General features: G+C 73.9%; 14 protein-coding genes. 8 read left to right on the forward strand and 6 right to left on the reverse strand.

What is annotated here, in order from left to right; translation table 11 throughout:
• The first annotated feature begins 4 nt into the window (after nucleotides 1–4).
• Entirely contained in the window at nucleotides 5–1,018 is a 1,014-nt protein-coding gene (locus D7147_RS13825; RefSeq protein WP_120677477.1) for a helix-turn-helix transcriptional regulator, read from the forward strand.
• Nucleotides 1,019–1,072: 54 nt separating this feature from the next.
• Here D7147_RS13825 and D7147_RS13830 read toward each other — a convergent pair whose 3' ends face one another.
• Nucleotides 1,073–1,846: an enoyl-CoA hydratase/isomerase family protein gene (locus D7147_RS13830; RefSeq protein WP_120677479.1), complete on the reverse strand. Its 774-nt coding sequence runs from the start codon at nucleotides 1,844–1,846 to the stop codon at nucleotides 1,073–1,075.
• A gap of 99 nt (nucleotides 1,847–1,945) precedes the next feature.
• On the opposite strand from D7147_RS13830, the gene D7147_RS13835 reads away from it, so the two are divergent.
• The 3 genes from D7147_RS13835 (at nucleotide 1,946) to D7147_RS13845 (ending at nucleotide 4,067) form a co-directional block, all read left to right on the forward strand.
• Nucleotides 1,946–2,458, forward strand: a complete 513-nt coding sequence (locus D7147_RS13835; protein WP_233563125.1) for a DUF6232 family protein — start codon at nucleotides 1,946–1,948, stop codon at nucleotides 2,456–2,458.
• Nucleotides 2,459–2,851: 393 nt separating this feature from the next.
• Nucleotides 2,852–3,334 (forward strand): DUF6232 family protein, encoded by a 483-nt coding sequence (locus tag D7147_RS13840; protein ID WP_120677481.1) that lies wholly within the window; start codon nucleotides 2,852–2,854, stop codon nucleotides 3,332–3,334.
• Between the two features lie 61 nt (nucleotides 3,335–3,395).
• Entirely contained in the window at nucleotides 3,396–4,067 is a 672-nt protein-coding gene (locus D7147_RS13845) for a hypothetical protein (protein ID WP_120677483.1), read from the forward strand.
• On the opposite strand, the gene D7147_RS13850 is transcribed toward D7147_RS13845, so the two are convergent.
• Nucleotides 4,064–4,522, reverse strand: coding sequence for a rhodanese-like domain-containing protein (locus tag D7147_RS13850; protein ID WP_199734172.1), 459 nt, complete (start codon nucleotides 4,520–4,522; stop codon nucleotides 4,064–4,066). The genes D7147_RS13845 and D7147_RS13850 overlap by 4 nt on opposite strands.
• A gap of 107 nt (nucleotides 4,523–4,629) precedes the next feature.
• Here D7147_RS13850 and D7147_RS13855 point away from each other — a divergent pair, with 107 nt between their 5' ends.
• Entirely contained in the window at nucleotides 4,630–5,592 is a 963-nt protein-coding gene (locus D7147_RS13855) for a helix-turn-helix domain-containing protein (RefSeq protein ID WP_120677847.1), read from the forward strand.
• Here D7147_RS13855 and D7147_RS13860 read toward each other — a convergent pair.
• Together D7147_RS13860 and D7147_RS13865 are read right to left on the reverse strand one after the other, a co-directional pair.
• Nucleotides 5,577–6,473 carry a ribokinase gene (locus D7147_RS13860; protein ID WP_120677487.1) on the reverse strand — a complete coding sequence of 299 codons (897 nt, stop codon included), beginning with the start codon at nucleotides 6,471–6,473 and terminating at the stop codon, nucleotides 5,577–5,579. The genes D7147_RS13855 and D7147_RS13860 overlap by 16 nt on opposite strands.
• A gap of 43 nt (nucleotides 6,474–6,516) precedes the next feature.
• Nucleotides 6,517–7,359: an ABC transporter ATP-binding protein gene (locus D7147_RS13865; RefSeq protein WP_120677489.1), complete on the reverse strand. Its 843-nt coding sequence runs from the start codon at nucleotides 7,357–7,359 to the stop codon at nucleotides 6,517–6,519.
• A 131-nt stretch (nucleotides 7,360–7,490) separates the two neighbouring features.
• On the opposite strand from D7147_RS13865, the gene D7147_RS13870 reads away from it, so the two are divergent.
• Together D7147_RS13870 and D7147_RS13875 are read left to right on the forward strand one after the other, a co-directional pair.
• A complete protein-coding gene (locus D7147_RS13870) occupies nucleotides 7,491–8,498 on the forward strand; it encodes an ABC transporter ATP-binding protein (protein ID WP_120677491.1) in 1,008 nt (335 codons plus the stop codon).
• Nucleotides 8,495–9,505, forward strand: coding sequence for an ABC transporter permease subunit (locus tag D7147_RS13875; protein WP_120677493.1), 1,011 nt, complete (start codon nucleotides 8,495–8,497; stop codon nucleotides 9,503–9,505). The genes D7147_RS13870 and D7147_RS13875 overlap by 4 nt, the downstream gene beginning before the upstream one ends.
• 125 nt (nucleotides 9,506–9,630) lie before the next feature.
• Here the strand turns inward: D7147_RS13875 and D7147_RS13880 are convergent, their stop codons facing one another.
• Nucleotides 9,631–10,806, reverse strand: a complete 1,176-nt coding sequence (locus D7147_RS13880) for an ROK family transcriptional regulator (RefSeq protein ID WP_120677495.1) — start codon at nucleotides 10,804–10,806, stop codon at nucleotides 9,631–9,633.
• A 180-nt stretch (nucleotides 10,807–10,986) separates the two neighbouring features.
• Between D7147_RS13880 and D7147_RS13885 the strand changes: the two genes are divergently transcribed.
• Nucleotides 10,987–12,441, forward strand: a complete 1,455-nt coding sequence (locus tag D7147_RS13885) for a glycoside hydrolase family 3 N-terminal domain-containing protein (RefSeq protein WP_120677497.1) — start codon at nucleotides 10,987–10,989, stop codon at nucleotides 12,439–12,441.
• A gap of 331 nt (nucleotides 12,442–12,772) precedes the next feature.
• On the opposite strand, the gene D7147_RS13890 is transcribed toward D7147_RS13885, so the two are convergent.
• Nucleotides 12,773–13,435 carry a GNAT family N-acetyltransferase gene (locus D7147_RS13890; protein WP_120677500.1) on the reverse strand — a complete coding sequence of 221 codons (663 nt, stop codon included), beginning with the start codon at nucleotides 13,433–13,435 and terminating at the stop codon, nucleotides 12,773–12,775.
• Nucleotides 13,436–13,549: the final 114 nt, after the last annotated feature.

Below are 13,549 nucleotides of genomic sequence, written 5' to 3' on the forward strand. Positions count from 1 at the left end.
TCGGATGTGGCATGTGGTGGGCGTCGCGGAGCCCGACGAGCGCGTCTACGAGGCGCTGGCCCGACGCCGACAGGCGACGGCAACGGATCTGCTCGGCGACGTCGCGCTCTCCCGGGCGCAGCTGACCCGTACGCTCGGCCGGCTGGTCGACAGAGGGCTGGTCAGCCGCCTCTCCGGCCGTCCCACACGCTACGCGGCGACACCCCCCGACCAGGTGGCCACGGTGCTCATCGCCGAACGGGAACGTGACCTGCTCCGGCTGCGTACCCACGCGAACCAACTGGCCAAGGAGCTACGACGACACGACGGCACCGGCCGCCATCCGGCGGAGCTCGTCGAGGTGATCGAAGGCGCGGCCAACCTGCGCGCCACCCTCGTCCGCCTCCAACGGGAGGCGCGCGTGCAGATCCGCGGGCTGGACCGCCCGCCGTACCTGGACAATCCGGTGAGCGGCAACACCGAGGAGGCCCATCAGCTCGCCGACCGGGGGCTCACCTACCGGGTGATCTACGACCGGTCGGCGCTGGCGATCCCCGGGCGGATGGCGGAGATCTGGCGCGGCATCCAGAGCGGCGAACGCGCCCGGGTCGCCAGCAACGTGCCGATGAAGATGATCGTGAGCGACGACCGCCTCGCGATGATCCCCGTGATGACGGGCGGGGAGCTGGCCGACGCCGCGTACCTGATCCACCCGTCGTCCCTGCTGGACGCGGTCTGCGAGCTCTTCGAGGCGCTCTGGGAACGAGCCGTCGCCATCAACCGCGCGGTCAACCGGGGCAGCGCCGACCAGCCCGACGCCGTCGAACTGGCCGACGAGGGGCACCCGGACCAGCTCGCCGACCGGGACGTGGAGCTGATCGGCCTGCTGGCCGGCGGCGCCACCGACGAGCGGATCGCCCGCACCCTCGGCTGGAGCGTACGGACGGTGCACCGGCACGTACACCGGATCATGGCGATGGTCGGCGCCGAGACCCGGTTCCAGGCCGGCATGGAGGCCGTCCGCCGCGGCTGGGTCTGACCGGCACGACCAGCCGCGGCCCGTTCGCCGGACCCGGCCCGGCCACCGCGCTGGTCAGCGGCCGGTGAAGCCCGGCTTGCGCTTCTCGACGAAGGCCGCCATGCCCTCGCGCCGGTCGTCGGTGGCGAAGAGCGCGGCGAAGAGCTGACTCTCCCAGGCCAGACCGGAGTTCAGATCCATGTCCAGGCCCGCGTCGACGGCGAGCTTCGCGGCGCGCAGCGCCTGGGTCGGACCGCCGACGTACGGGCGGACCAGCTCGACGGCGGCCGAGTAGACCTCGGCGGCCGGCACCACCCGGTCGGCGAGGCCGATCCGCAGCGCCTCCTGGGCGTCGACCATCCGGCCGGACATGATGAGGTCCTTGGCGCGGGCCGGGCCGACGAGGCGGGCGAGCCGCTGGGTGCCACCGGCACCCGGAATGATGCCCAGCTTGATCTCCGGCTGGCCGAGCTTCGCGTCCTCGGCGACGATCCGCCAGTCGCAGGCCAGGGCCAGCTCGCAGCCGCCCCCGAGCGCGTAGCCGGTGATCGCGGCGACCACCGGCTTGGGGATCCGGGCGAAGACACCGAGGGCGCTGGAGAGGTCCGCGGCCCGCGCCGCCATGTCCACGTAGGACATGTCGGCCATCTCTTTGATGTCCGCGCCGGCGGCGAAGACCTTCTCCCCGCCGTACACGATCACGGCGTGGACCTCGGGATCGGCGGAGGCCTCGGTCGCGGCGGCGCGCAGCTCCTCCTGGACCTGCTTGTTCAGTGCGTTCATCGGCGGCCGATCCAGTCGGATGGTGCCGATGCCGTCCTTGATCTCCAGCCGCACGAACTCGCTCACGCCGCCCCTCACTTCCTCGTCGAAGTCGCGTGCCAACCATACGGCCAAGCTCGTTGAGGAACGTAGTCTGGTATCAGCCCCGGGGCCGGGAGTCCAGCGATGACGATTTACTACGACGACAGGTCGGTGCAGGTCACCTCGACCGTCATCCGGGTGGACGACCGCAGCTACCCACTCGCCGAGATCAGCATGGTCTGGCACCGCCGGGGCAGCCGCTCCTGGCGGGTCCTCGCGGGCCGGGGCGCGCTCGGCGCGGCGCTGGCCGGCCCGCTGGTGGCGGCCGTCCTCGGGGTCGGGCTGGCGATCTGGCTGGACCGCTCCCCCACCGTCACCATCGCGATCGTCGGCGCGTCGGTGCTGATCGGGCTCGCGGTCGGGCCGGTCGCCGATTTCCTCTTCGAGCTCCTGGACCGCTCCTACGCCCGGGGCAGCCGCCAACGGGAGCTCTGGGTGCGCTGGCAGGGCCGGCACGTCCTGCTGCTGCGCAGCGGTGACGCACTCCGGTTCGGCCAGATCTACCGCGCCGTGCAGCGGGCGGTCGAACAGGCGCCGCCCCCGACAGCCGCCCGGACCGCCGGCCGCCCGGCGCGCGGCCGCGAACGGCGAGACTAGTGGGGTCTCAGGCGGAACGACGGCGCAGCACCGGCGGGCCTCGGCGGAATGGACCTCTACCTCGAATGCTTTGGAACTGATGACCTGAATGACTCAGCCCCGGTTCCGCGCGCCCAACACGCACCGCCCCGCTCCAAGCGCGAGACCCTGACACGGGCACGGCACCGGAACGTCGGCCCCGAGCGCGGGCCCGGCGGGTCGGCTGGTCGCCGTCCCCGGTCCGACTGGGACGACATCGCCGGCCAGCGAGGTGCGGCGATTCGTCCCGGTGGCGGCCCGCGCCCCTCGGCGGTGATGTCGCCAACGGCTCAGTTCTGAAGCGTCCGAACACCACACCCCACACAGCCCGACGGCGGGACGCGGCGGCTTGCCGGGGCGTGGTTAGGCTGAGTGATGACGGTCTATTACCGGGACGGCGCGGTGCAGGTGACCTCCGAGTCGATCCGCTCGGGTGGTCGCGTCATCGCGCTCGCCGACGTCACGTACGTCTGGCACGCCCGGGGCCGGGCGACGCTCGCCGTACGGGGTCGGGTGCTCGGGCGGGGCATCCTGGTCCTGCTGCTCTCCCTGCCGCCGCTGGTGGCGCTGCTCTGCGTCGTGTCGCTGGTCTGGTCCGCGCAGGAGCGCGGTGAGTGGAAGCTGGCCCTGCTCATCCTCGCCGGCTGCGTGGTCGCCGCGCTCGCGCTGACCCCGTTCCTGGAGGTTCCGCTGAGCTGGCTGGACCGCTCGTACGAACGGGGCAGTCAGGTCCACGAGCTCTGGGTGCAGCACCACGGGCAGGAGGAGCTGCTGGTGCGCACCCCCGACGCGCTGCGGTTCGGCCAGATCTACCGGGCCGTGCAGCGAGCCGTCGAGCAGCACACCGACCGGCGTTGACCGGCGGGTCACGGGGCTCGGCCGGCGGCGGTACGGGCACCCGCGACGCACACTGGTTGCCATGGTGATCCCCCTGCCCCGGCCGTCGTCCGTCATCGGCCTCACCCGCTCCGCCCTCGACCAGGCCCGCGATTCGGCCACCTCGTTCGCGGCCGTGCCCGCCCGCGCGTTCGCCGTGCTCGACGGCGTCGAGGCGCTGCTGACCCGGATCAACGGGGTGGTGGACCGGATCGAGCAGACCCTGGACCGCACGGACCACGTGCTCGAGACCGCGACCGAGGTGGCCGGCAGCGCCGCCGTGGTGGTCGGGCAGGCGGAGCAGGTCGCCCGCAAGGCAACCACGGTGGTGACCGAGGCGGACGCGGTGGCGGCGCGGGCGGCGGCCGCGGTGACCACCGGGGCGGAGACGGCGGCCACCGCCGCCGAGTTGATGACGACGTACGAACCGGCGCTGCGCCGGGCCGCACCCATGGCGACGCGCTTCGTCGAGCAGCTCAGCAACGAGGAGGTCACCGCCGCCATCCGGCTCGTGGACGAGTTGCCGAAGCTGCGCGAGCACCTGACCTCGGACGTCCTGCCGATCCTGGCCACCCTCGACCGGGTCGGCCCGGACCTGCACGACCTGCTCGAGGTGACCCGCGACCTCAAGCTCGCCGTCGCCGGCATTCCCGGCCTGGGCATGCTGCGCCGCCGGGGTGAGAAGCTCACCGACGAGGCGGACCAGGCCGGCTAGCAGTCACAGCTGATCGTGGACCGGGGCGCGGTCAGCTCGTCGGCGGGCCGCCGGGTCAGCCCGGTGTCCGTCATCACCGGCAGCCCCTCCCGCACCCAGTACTCGTAGCCACCGAGCATCTCCTTGACCGGGTAGCCGAGTCGGGCGAACTCCAGGGCGGCACGGGTGGCGCCGTTGCAGCCGGGACCCCAGCAGTAGGTGACGACCGTGGAGCCGGCCGGCACGACCTCGGCGGCGAGCGCGGCGATCTCGGCGGTCGGCAGGTGCACGGCGCCCGGCAGGTGCCCCTGCCCCCACGCGGTCGTCCCTCGGGAGTCGACCACCACCAGGCCGGGGGTCCGCGCGGTGAGATCCGCGTACACGTCGCTGACATCGGTCTCGAAGCTGAGCCGGGCGAGGAAGTGAGTGGTGGCGGTGGCGGGGTCGGCCGCCGGGACGGCGAAGGTGTTCGTCATGACACCGATCCTGCTCAGCGACGGCGCGGGGGACGAGTGGCGACAACGCCGTCCTGCGCTAACATCCCGCCATCGAGCAGAGCGTGGCGGTCCTCGCGTACCCGGGCATGTCGGTCTTCGAGACGGGCATCGTGACCGAGGTGTTCGGGCTGCCCAGACCCGAACTCGGCGTCGACTGGTACGACCTGCGGGTCTGCGCCGAGCGGCCCGGCGCGGTGCCGCTGGTCGGCGGGGCCACGCTGCACACCCCGTACGGCCTGGACGTGCTGGCGGGGGCCGGAACGGTGATCGTGCCCGGGGTACCGGACGTCACCGCGGACCCGTCGCCGGAGCTGGTCGCCGCGCTGCGCCGGGCGCACCGGCGGGGCGCCCGGGTCGTGTCGATCTGCTCGGGCGCGTTCGCGCTGGCCGGCGCCGGGCTGCTCGACGGGCGGCGGGCCACCACCCACTGGCGGTACGCGGACCTGCTCGCCCGCAGGTATCCGGCCGTCGAGGTGCATCCGGACGTGCTCTACCTCGACGAGGGTGACCTGCTCACCAGCGCCGGCAGTGCGGCGGGCCTGGACCTCTGCGTGCACCTGGTCCGGCTCGACCACGGCGCGGCGATCGCCAACGCGGTCGCCCGTCGGCTGGTCATCCTCCCCCACCGCGACGGCGGGCAGGCCCAGTTCATCGAGGCCCCGGTGCCGCCCGACCCGGGCGACGACCGGATCGCCGGCAGCCTCACCTGGGCGCTGGCCCATCTGAGCGAGCCGCTGACCGTCGCCCGGCTGGCCGGGCAGGCGCACATGTCGACCCGCACCTACCTGCGGCACTTCGGGCGGGCCACCGGCACGAGCCCGATCCGGTGGCTGATCGACCAGCGGGTTCGGGCCAGCCTGGCGCTGCTCGAGACGACGGACGCACCGGTCGAGGAGATCGCCGGGGCGGTCGGCTTCGACTCGCCGGTCACCTACCGCCACCACTTCGGCCGGGCCATGCGTACCTCGCCGTCGGCGTACCGGCGGGCGTTCCGCGCCGTCGCGGCGCCGTCGAACGACAACGGTGGCGGGGTTCAGGCGGAGGCGTAGAGCTCGTCGATCTCGGCCCGGTAGGGCAGCGCCACGGAGGCGCCGAGCCGGCGGGCGCACGCCGCTCCCGCGGCCGCCGCCCAGCGCACGGCGTCCACCAGGTCCCGCCCCTCGCCCCAGCCCACCGCCAACGCCGCCGTGAACGCGTCACCGGCGGCCGTCGAGTCCACGGTCTCCACCTTGACCGGAGGCACGTGCACGGCCGTGCCGTCCCGGTCGCCGTACCAGACCCCCTCGGCGCCGAGGGTGAGCACCGCGCGGGGCGTGAGCTCCAGCAACGCCTGCGGCGCCTCCCGGCCCCGGCCGGTCAGCGCGTGCGCCTCGCGTTCGTTCACCACCAGCACGTCCAGGGCGGCCAGCAGCTCGTCGGGGAGGGGCCGGGCCGGCGCGGCGTTGAGGACGACCCGGGTGCCGGCGGCGCGGGCGACCATCGCCGCCTCGGTCACCGTCTCCACCGGGATCTCCAGCTGGGCCACGAGCACGTCGGCGGAGCGTACGGTGTTCAGCTCCGCCTCGGTGAGGCTCGTCAGCGCGCCGTTGGCGCCCGGGGTCACCAGGATCGCGTTCTCGCCCTCGGCGTTGACCATCACCAGTGCGACGCCGGAGGTGCCGTAGACCACCCGCAGGTGTCCGGTGTCCACACCGGCCGCGCCGATCCGCGCCTTCAGCGTCACCCCGAACGAGTCGGAGCCGATCGCGCCGAGGAAGGTGCAGGACGCGCCCGCTCGGGCGGCGGCGATGGCCTGGTTGGCGCCCTTGCCGCCCGGCACCATCACGAAGTCGGTGCCGAGCATGGTCTCCCCGGTCCGGGGCAGGGCCGGGGCCATCGCGACCAGGTCCATGTTCGCGCTGCCGACCACGGCCACCCGGGTCTGCGCCACCGGCGTCTCCTGTCTCGACTCGGCGGGATGCGGGGGCGGGCCGTCAGGCGGCGCGGGCGGTGTAGCGGTCGCCGGAGCGCTGGACGATCAGCGGCAGGCCGAAGGTCTTGGAGAGGTTGTCGCCGGTGAGCGTCTCCTCGATCAGCCCCTGCGCCACCACGGTCCCCTCGCGCAGCAGCAGCGCGTGCGTGAAGCCCGGCGGAATCTCCTCGACGTGGTGCGTGACCAGCACCATCGCCGGCGCGTCCGGGTCGTACGCCAGCTCGGAGAGGCGCGCGACCAGGTCCTCGCGCCCGCCCAGGTCCAGCCCGGCGGCCGGCTCGTCGAGCAGCAGCAGCTCCGGGTCGGTCATGAGCGCACGAGCGATCTGCACCCGCTTGCGCTCGCCGTCGGAGAGGGTGCCGTACGCGCGGTCGGCGAGGCCGCCCACACCGAGCTGCCCGAGCAGCGCGCGGGCCCGGGCCTCGTCGGTGCGGTCGTAGCTCTCCCGCCAACGGCCCACCACCGACCAGGCGGCGGTGACGACCACGTCGCTGACCCGCTCGTCGGCCGGTACCCGCTCCGCCACGGCGGCGGTGGTGAGGCCGATACGGGTGCGCAGTTCGTTGACGTCGGTCCGGCCGATCCGCTCACCGAGCACGTGGGCGGTGCCGTTGGTGGGGTGCAGCCGACCGGACGCGAGGTTGAGCAGGGTCGTCTTGCCGGCCCCGTTCGGGCCGAGCACAACCCAGCGCTCGTCCAGCTCGACCCGCCAGGTCAGATCCTGTACCAGGGCGGTGCCGGAGCGGCGTACGCCGACGCCGTCGAGGCTGACCACCAGATCCGGGTCCACGGGAGCGGTGGCGGGGTTGGCGCCGGTGGCGCCGGGGATCAGGTCACCAGTCACCCGTCCATCCAACCACGCACAGCCGTGGCGCCCCCCACGGGCGGCCGGCCGGCTCTAGGGTGGGACGCCGTGTCGTTGGTCACCGATGCCGAAGGACGGTCGATGCCGGCTCGAAGCAGGGAATCGCGCGGGTGAGCGCGGTCATCGAGATCGAGGGTCTGCGTAAGACCTTCAACAGTGTGCGCAACGGCCGCCGGGTGGCGGTGGACGGCTTCGACCTGACGGTCGGCGCGGGTGAGGTGCACGGCTTCCTCGGCCCGAACGGGTCGGGCAAGACCACCACCCTGCGTGCCCTCCTCGGGCTGGTACGGGCCGACGGCGGGTGGATGAACGTGCTCGGCGCGCCGTCGCCCACGCACCTGTCGCAGGTGGCCGGGCGGGTCGGGGCGATCGTGGAGAGCCCGCAGTTCTTCGGCAACTTCACCGGATACCGGACGCTACGGCTGCTCGCCCTCGCCGGCGGAGTGCCGGTGAGCCGCGTGGACGAGGTGCTGGAGCAGGTGGGCCTGCACGACCGGGGTGACGAGCGGGTGAAGGGCTACTCGCTCGGTATGAAGCAGCGGCTGGCGGTCGCCTCGGCGCTGCTGAAGAACCCGGAGCTGCTCATCCTCGACGAGCCGGCCAACGGGCTCGACCCGGCCGGCATCCGGGAGATGCGGGATCTGATGCGGTCGCTGGCCGACGCCGGGGTGACCGTGCTGATCTCCAGCCACATCCTCGCCGAGATCCAGCTGATCTGCGATCACGTCACGATCATCTCGCGGGGGCGGCGGGTGGCGGCGGGCCGGGTGGAGGAGGTGCTCGCCGGCTTCGACCAGCACGAGTTCCTGGTTCGGGTGGCCGAGCCGGAGCGCGCCGCGGAGCTGCTGCACGCCGGCGGGTTGCCGGCGGTCGCGCACCCCGACCATCTCGTGGTCGGTCAGGTGGACGACCCGACGACGATCAGCCGGCTCCTCGGTGAGCAGGGGCTGTGGGTACGCGAGCTGACGCCGCTCCGGCCCGACCTGGAGAGCGTCTTCCTGGAGCTGACCGGCGAGGGCGCGCACCCGGAGGTGCCTCGTCAGGTCGACTCGGGTGCCCGGGACAGGGTGATCGAGCTGGACACCGGGGTCGGCGAAGGCAGAGGGGGCGACGCGTGAAGCTGGTCCGTGCCGAGTTGGAGCGGCTGGGGGCCCGCCGCTTCGTCCAACTCATGCTCGTCCTGCTGGTGCTGGCCTTCGGGGTCACCGCGTCGACGACCCTCGCCGGCTCGCACCAACCCACCGCCGCCGAGCTGATCGAGGCCCGGAACCAGGCGGCCGAGTCCCGGCGGCAGATGGACGACGTCTACCAGCGCTGCGTGGACCGGGTGAACGGGAATCTTCCGCCCGGCGCGGAGGAGGAGTACTTTCCGGCCGACTGCAGTGAGGTCGACCCGGTACGCCAGGAGCGGCTGCCGGTGGCGACCGACTTCCTCTCCGGGGTGTTCGTCTTCTCGCAGCAGGCCGAGTCGCTGCTCTACTTCCTCATCGCCTTCCTGGTGCTCTTCGGGTTCCTGGTCGGCGCGTCGTACATCGGCGCCGACCTGAACTCGGGCGGCGTGGTGAACCTGCTGCTCTGGCGGCCGAAGCGGATGACCGTGCTCGGCGCGAAGCTGGGCACGCTGCTCGGCGGCGTGCTCGGGTTGTCGCTGCTGGCCTCGGTGGCGTACCTCGCCACGTTCTGGGTGATCGGGCAGGCGGCCGGGTTCCCCGGCCATCTCGACGGGGTGTTCTGGCGTGACCTCGGCGCGGTGCACGGGCGGGGGCTGGTGCTGGTGCTGCTCACCACCGTGCTCGGGTTCGCGCTCGCCACGCTGGGCCGGCACACCTCGGCCGCGCTGGGCACGGCGGCTGCGTACCTGGTGGTCTGGGAACTCGGCGCTCGCCTGGTGATGGAGATCGTGGACACCGCCCATCCGGACCGGTTCATGCTCTCCAGCCATGTGGGTGCCTGGCTCACCGGCCGGGTCGAGTTCTGGGACGCGACCGCCTGCGCCACCGCCACCGGCTTCTGCGATCGGGTCTACGCGCTGACCTGGCAGCCCGCGCTGGCTGTTCTGCTCGGCCTGACCGCGGTGCTGGCCACGGCTGCGTTCCTGGTGTTCCGCCGCCGGGACCTGATCTGAGCTGCGGCGGCGGGAGGCGGCGGCATGAGGCGACGCCTTGCAGGCGCTGAACGGATCGTGAAGAATTCCTTCACATGATCGGCGTCGGTGTGGCCCCACCCGGACGGGCGGGGTCACGCCGGAGGTCAGCCCACCGTGGAGCCGAAGACCTCGTCGCGGACGGCGTCCAGCGCGGTGCGCAGCGCGCCCCGCAGGATCGGCTCCTCGGTCAACCCGGTCGGCACCACCCGGGGGCGCACCAGCGAGATGTCCGCGACCTCCTGCTGCACCCGGTCGGCGAGGGCCGACCCGCCGGCCTGGCCGACCTCACCGGCGAGGACCACGAGCGGGGGGTCGAGCACCACGCAGGTGCTGGCCACGCCGAGCGCGAGCCGGCGGGCCAGTTCGTCGAGCACCGGGCCGCCGTCGGCGCCGGCCTCGATCGCGGCGCGTACCGCGTCGGTGGCGTTGTCGGCCGTGAAGCCGTTCTCGCGTGCCACGGCGCAGACCGCCGCCGCGTCGACCAGCCGCTGGAACGCGGGCTTGGCCCGCCGGGAGACGTCGCGCGGAATGGGAACGCCGGGCACCGGGAGGTAGCCGATCTCGCCGGCCGCGCCGCTGCTGCCGTGGTGCAGCCGCCCGCCGAGCATGATCGCCTGACCGACGCCCGCGCCGATCCAGACCAGCACGAAGTCCGACAGGCCCTGGGCGGCGCCGGACTGGGCCTCGGCGACCGCGGCGAGGTTCACGTCGTTCTCGAAGACGACCGGGGTGTGCAGGTCCTCGCGGAGGGCGGCGAGCAGCCCGCGGTGCCAGCGCGGCAGGTTGAAGGCGAAGGTGATGTCCCCGGTGCCCGGGTCGACCAGACCCGGCGTGCCGAGCACCACCCGGCGGACGCTCGACAGCTGCGCCTGGGCGCTGCCGGCCGCCTGGACGACGGCGTTGTGCACCACTCCCACCGGGTCGTCGGTGTCCCGGGTGGACTGCTCGACCCGGCCGATGACCGCTCCGGTGATGTCGGCGCAGGCGGCCACCACCCGGTCCGGGCCGACGTCCACGCCGATCACGTGTGCGCTGCCCGGCCGTACGGCGTAGAGCTGGGCGTTCGGTCCCCGGCCGCCGGCCTGCTCGCCGACCCGGGCAACCAACCCGCGCTCCTCCAGCCGCTCGACCAGCTGCGAGGCGGTCACCTTCGACAGCCCGGTGAGTTCACCGAGCCGGGCGCGGGTCAACGGGCCCCGCTCGAGCAGCAGTTCCAGCGCCGCACGGTCGTTGAGCGCCCGCAACAGGCGGGGGGTGCCGGGCAGCCGGGTCGCACTCATGCCGCGTCCTCAAGGTTTAGTAAAGTTTGCTAACTGTAAACCGACTTGGAAATGGGTAGCCGTAGCGTATCGGCCACCCCGACCCGGAGTACTCGGTCGACCCGGCAGGGCTGCGCGGGCGGGACGGCCGGAAGCTCCGGGTACGACTTGCGTGCCGTGCGGCACCGAAGGGGGAAACCTGTGGGGCTGGATCCAGGACTACGCCGGCTCGCGCTCGGCACGCTGCTGGCCGCGTACCCGGGACCGGTCCCGCCCGACTGGGCGGTCGACCTGCTGGCCGAGGGGCTCGCCGGGCACACCCTCTTCGGCACCAACGTGCACGACCCGGCGCAGCTCGCGGCGACCACTGCGGCGCTGCGCGTGGGGCGGGCGGACGTGCTGATCGCGATCGACGAGGAGGGCGGCGACGTCACCCGCCTGGCGCACGCCACCGGCAGCCCGTATCCGGGAAACGCGGCGCTCGGCGCGATCGGTGACGTCGCGCTGACCCGGCGGGTCTACGAGGCGATCGGCGCGGAACTGGCGGAGCTCGGCATCACCGTCAACCTCGCGCCCACGGTCGACGTGAACACCGCCGACGAGAACCCGGTGATCGGCACCCGCTCGTTCGGCGCGGACCCGCTCCGGGTGGCGGCGCACTCCGCCGCCGCCGTGGCCGGGCTCCAGGCCGTCGGGGTGGCGGCCTGCGCCAAGCACTTCCCGGGGCACGGGGCGACGGTCGCCGACTCGCACCACGAGCTGCCCACCGTCGACGTGCCGGTCGACGTGCTGCGCCGCCGGGACCTGCCACCGTTCGCCGCCGTGATCGCCGCGGGCGCGCAGGCCGTCATGACCGCGCACATCCGCGTGCCGGCGTTGACCGGCCCCGGGCCGGCCACCTTCAGCCGCGCGGTCCTGGTCGACCTGCTCCGCACCGAGTACGGCTTCACCGGCGCGGTCGTCACCGACGCGCTGGAGATGAAGGGCGCCTCGGTCGCGGCCGGCGGCGTCGGCCCGGCAGCCGTACGGGCCCTCGCCGCCGGCGCGGACCTGCTCTGCATCGGCGCGAAGGTCGACGCCGACCTCGTCGAAGAGGTCGCTGGCGCGATCGTCGAGGCGATCGGCGACGGCCGGCTGGAGCGGCGCCGGGTCGAGGAGGCGGCCGGTCGTGCCGCGACGCTCGCCGCCTGGACCCGGGCCGCGCGCCGCGAGCCGACCGGCGGCGGCACCGACCTGGGGTACGCGGCGGCGCGCCGGGCCGTGAAGATCGACGGGGTGCTCACCGACCTGAAGCGACCGCTGGTGGTGCAGCTGCACGCCGCGTCGAGCATGGCCGAGGGGCGGGTGCCCTGGGGACTCGGCCCGCATCTGGCCGACGCCGAGGAGGTCCGCGTGGTCGCCGGTGAGGCCGATCCGGCGGCCCTGCGCCGGCTCGCCGGGGACCGGCCGATCGTGCTGGTCGGACGCCGCCTGCACCAGCTCCCCGGCGGGCCGGAGCTGGTCACCGCGCTGGCCGCGGCGCATCCGGTCACGGTGGTCGAGATGGGCTGGCCCGCCCAGTGGCGTCCGGCCGGAGTGCGGGCCTTCGTCACCACGTACGGGGCGAGCCACGCCAACGGCCGCGCGGCCGCCGAGGCGCTCGGCCTCGCCGGCTGAAAGGCTCAGCCCGCACCCTGCGTCACGAGGGTCGCGCGCCGGCCGACCAACCTCCTCCCCAGGTCAAGTCCACTATTCGACACGTCGAACCGGCGCGAGGCGTCTTGCTCCGGGGGCGTTCGATACGTAGCGTGATCAGCGGAAGACGCGGCCGCACGTGTGTGGGTCGCGCCCACGGGGACCTGGGGGGAGGCTGCGGACCGTGGATCCGGCCCGGGATCCACGGTCCGCGCTGTACGCGGCCACCGAAGCCGTCCCGGTTCGCCGCCGGTGCCACGCTGGGCGCCCATCGTGCGGCGATCCCGGCTCGGCACCGCACCGACCTCGGAGTTCAGCGCGGGTACACCCCGAACGAGCGCCAGCCACGGTCGGGAAACCCGGCGGCCTCGGCCACCCGGGCCGACGCCTGGTTGCCCCGCTCGTGCAGGTAGGTGGGGACCGCCCCCTCGTCGAGCACCCGACGGGCGGCCTGGGCGACGAGCCGCCGGGCCACCCCCCGACCCCGGGCCTCCGGCGCGGTACCGACGGCCAGCTCGTGACCGTACGCGTCGTGCCGCTTCACCCCCGCTCCGGCCAGGTAGTGGCCGTCCGGGGCGCGTACCACCAGCACGTCGGAGTCGAAGAGTCGCAGCCAGGGCGGCAGCCCGGGCGCGGTGGGCGGAATCCACTCCCCCACGTCGGGTAGTGGCGCGGGCGCCAGGCTCCACCGGAACGGGCCGTCGTGCGTGGTCCAGTCGGGCAGGCCGACGGCGGCGGGCAGGGCCGGGATCAGCCGATCCAGCGGAAGGTCGGTGAGCGCCCGCACGGCCGTGACCCGGTCCGGCGGTACGGAGAGCACGGCGCCGTGCGCGGTGCCGACCGCGAGCGCGGGCCGCAGCCGGCCGTCCCAGGCCGGGCGGGCGCGCCGGTGCGACGAGACCACGTGCAGACCGGGCCCGGCCGGCCACTGCCCGAGCCAGGTCGCCAGGTGCAGGTGGAGTCGCCGGTCGAGCACGCCACCACCTCCGTGAACCGTCCCGCCCCCGGTGGCGTCCGGCTCACCGTCTCGGCACCCCGGCCAACGGGTCTCGTCGCCGATCACCGTACGCCGAGCGGACGCCCGGGGTTG

This window comes from Micromonospora musae (assembly GCF_003626545.1).
GTDB classification, from domain to species: Bacteria; Actinomycetota; Actinomycetes; order Mycobacteriales; family Micromonosporaceae; genus Micromonospora; species Micromonospora musae.

Coding starts and splice junctions, on each gene's coding strand:
- D7147_RS13825 (WP_120677477.1), top strand. CDS start 5: ATGTGGCATGTGGTGGGCGTCGCGGAGCCCGACGAGCGCGTCTACGAG.
- D7147_RS13835 (WP_233563125.1), top strand. CDS start 1,946: ATGACGATTTACTACGACGACAGGTCGGTGCAGGTCACCTCGACCGTC.
- D7147_RS13840 (WP_120677481.1), top strand. CDS start 2,852: ATGACGGTCTATTACCGGGACGGCGCGGTGCAGGTGACCTCCGAGTCG.
- D7147_RS13845 (WP_120677483.1), top strand. CDS start 3,396: ATGGTGATCCCCCTGCCCCGGCCGTCGTCCGTCATCGGCCTCACCCGC.
- D7147_RS13850 (WP_199734172.1), bottom strand. CDS start 4,522: ATGACGAACACCTTCGCCGTCCCGGCGGCCGACCCCGCCACCGCCACC.
- D7147_RS13855 (WP_120677847.1), top strand. CDS start 4,630: ATGTCGGTCTTCGAGACGGGCATCGTGACCGAGGTGTTCGGGCTGCCC.
- D7147_RS13880 (WP_120677495.1), bottom strand. CDS start 10,806: ATGAGTGCGACCCGGCTGCCCGGCACCCCCCGCCTGTTGCGGGCGCTC.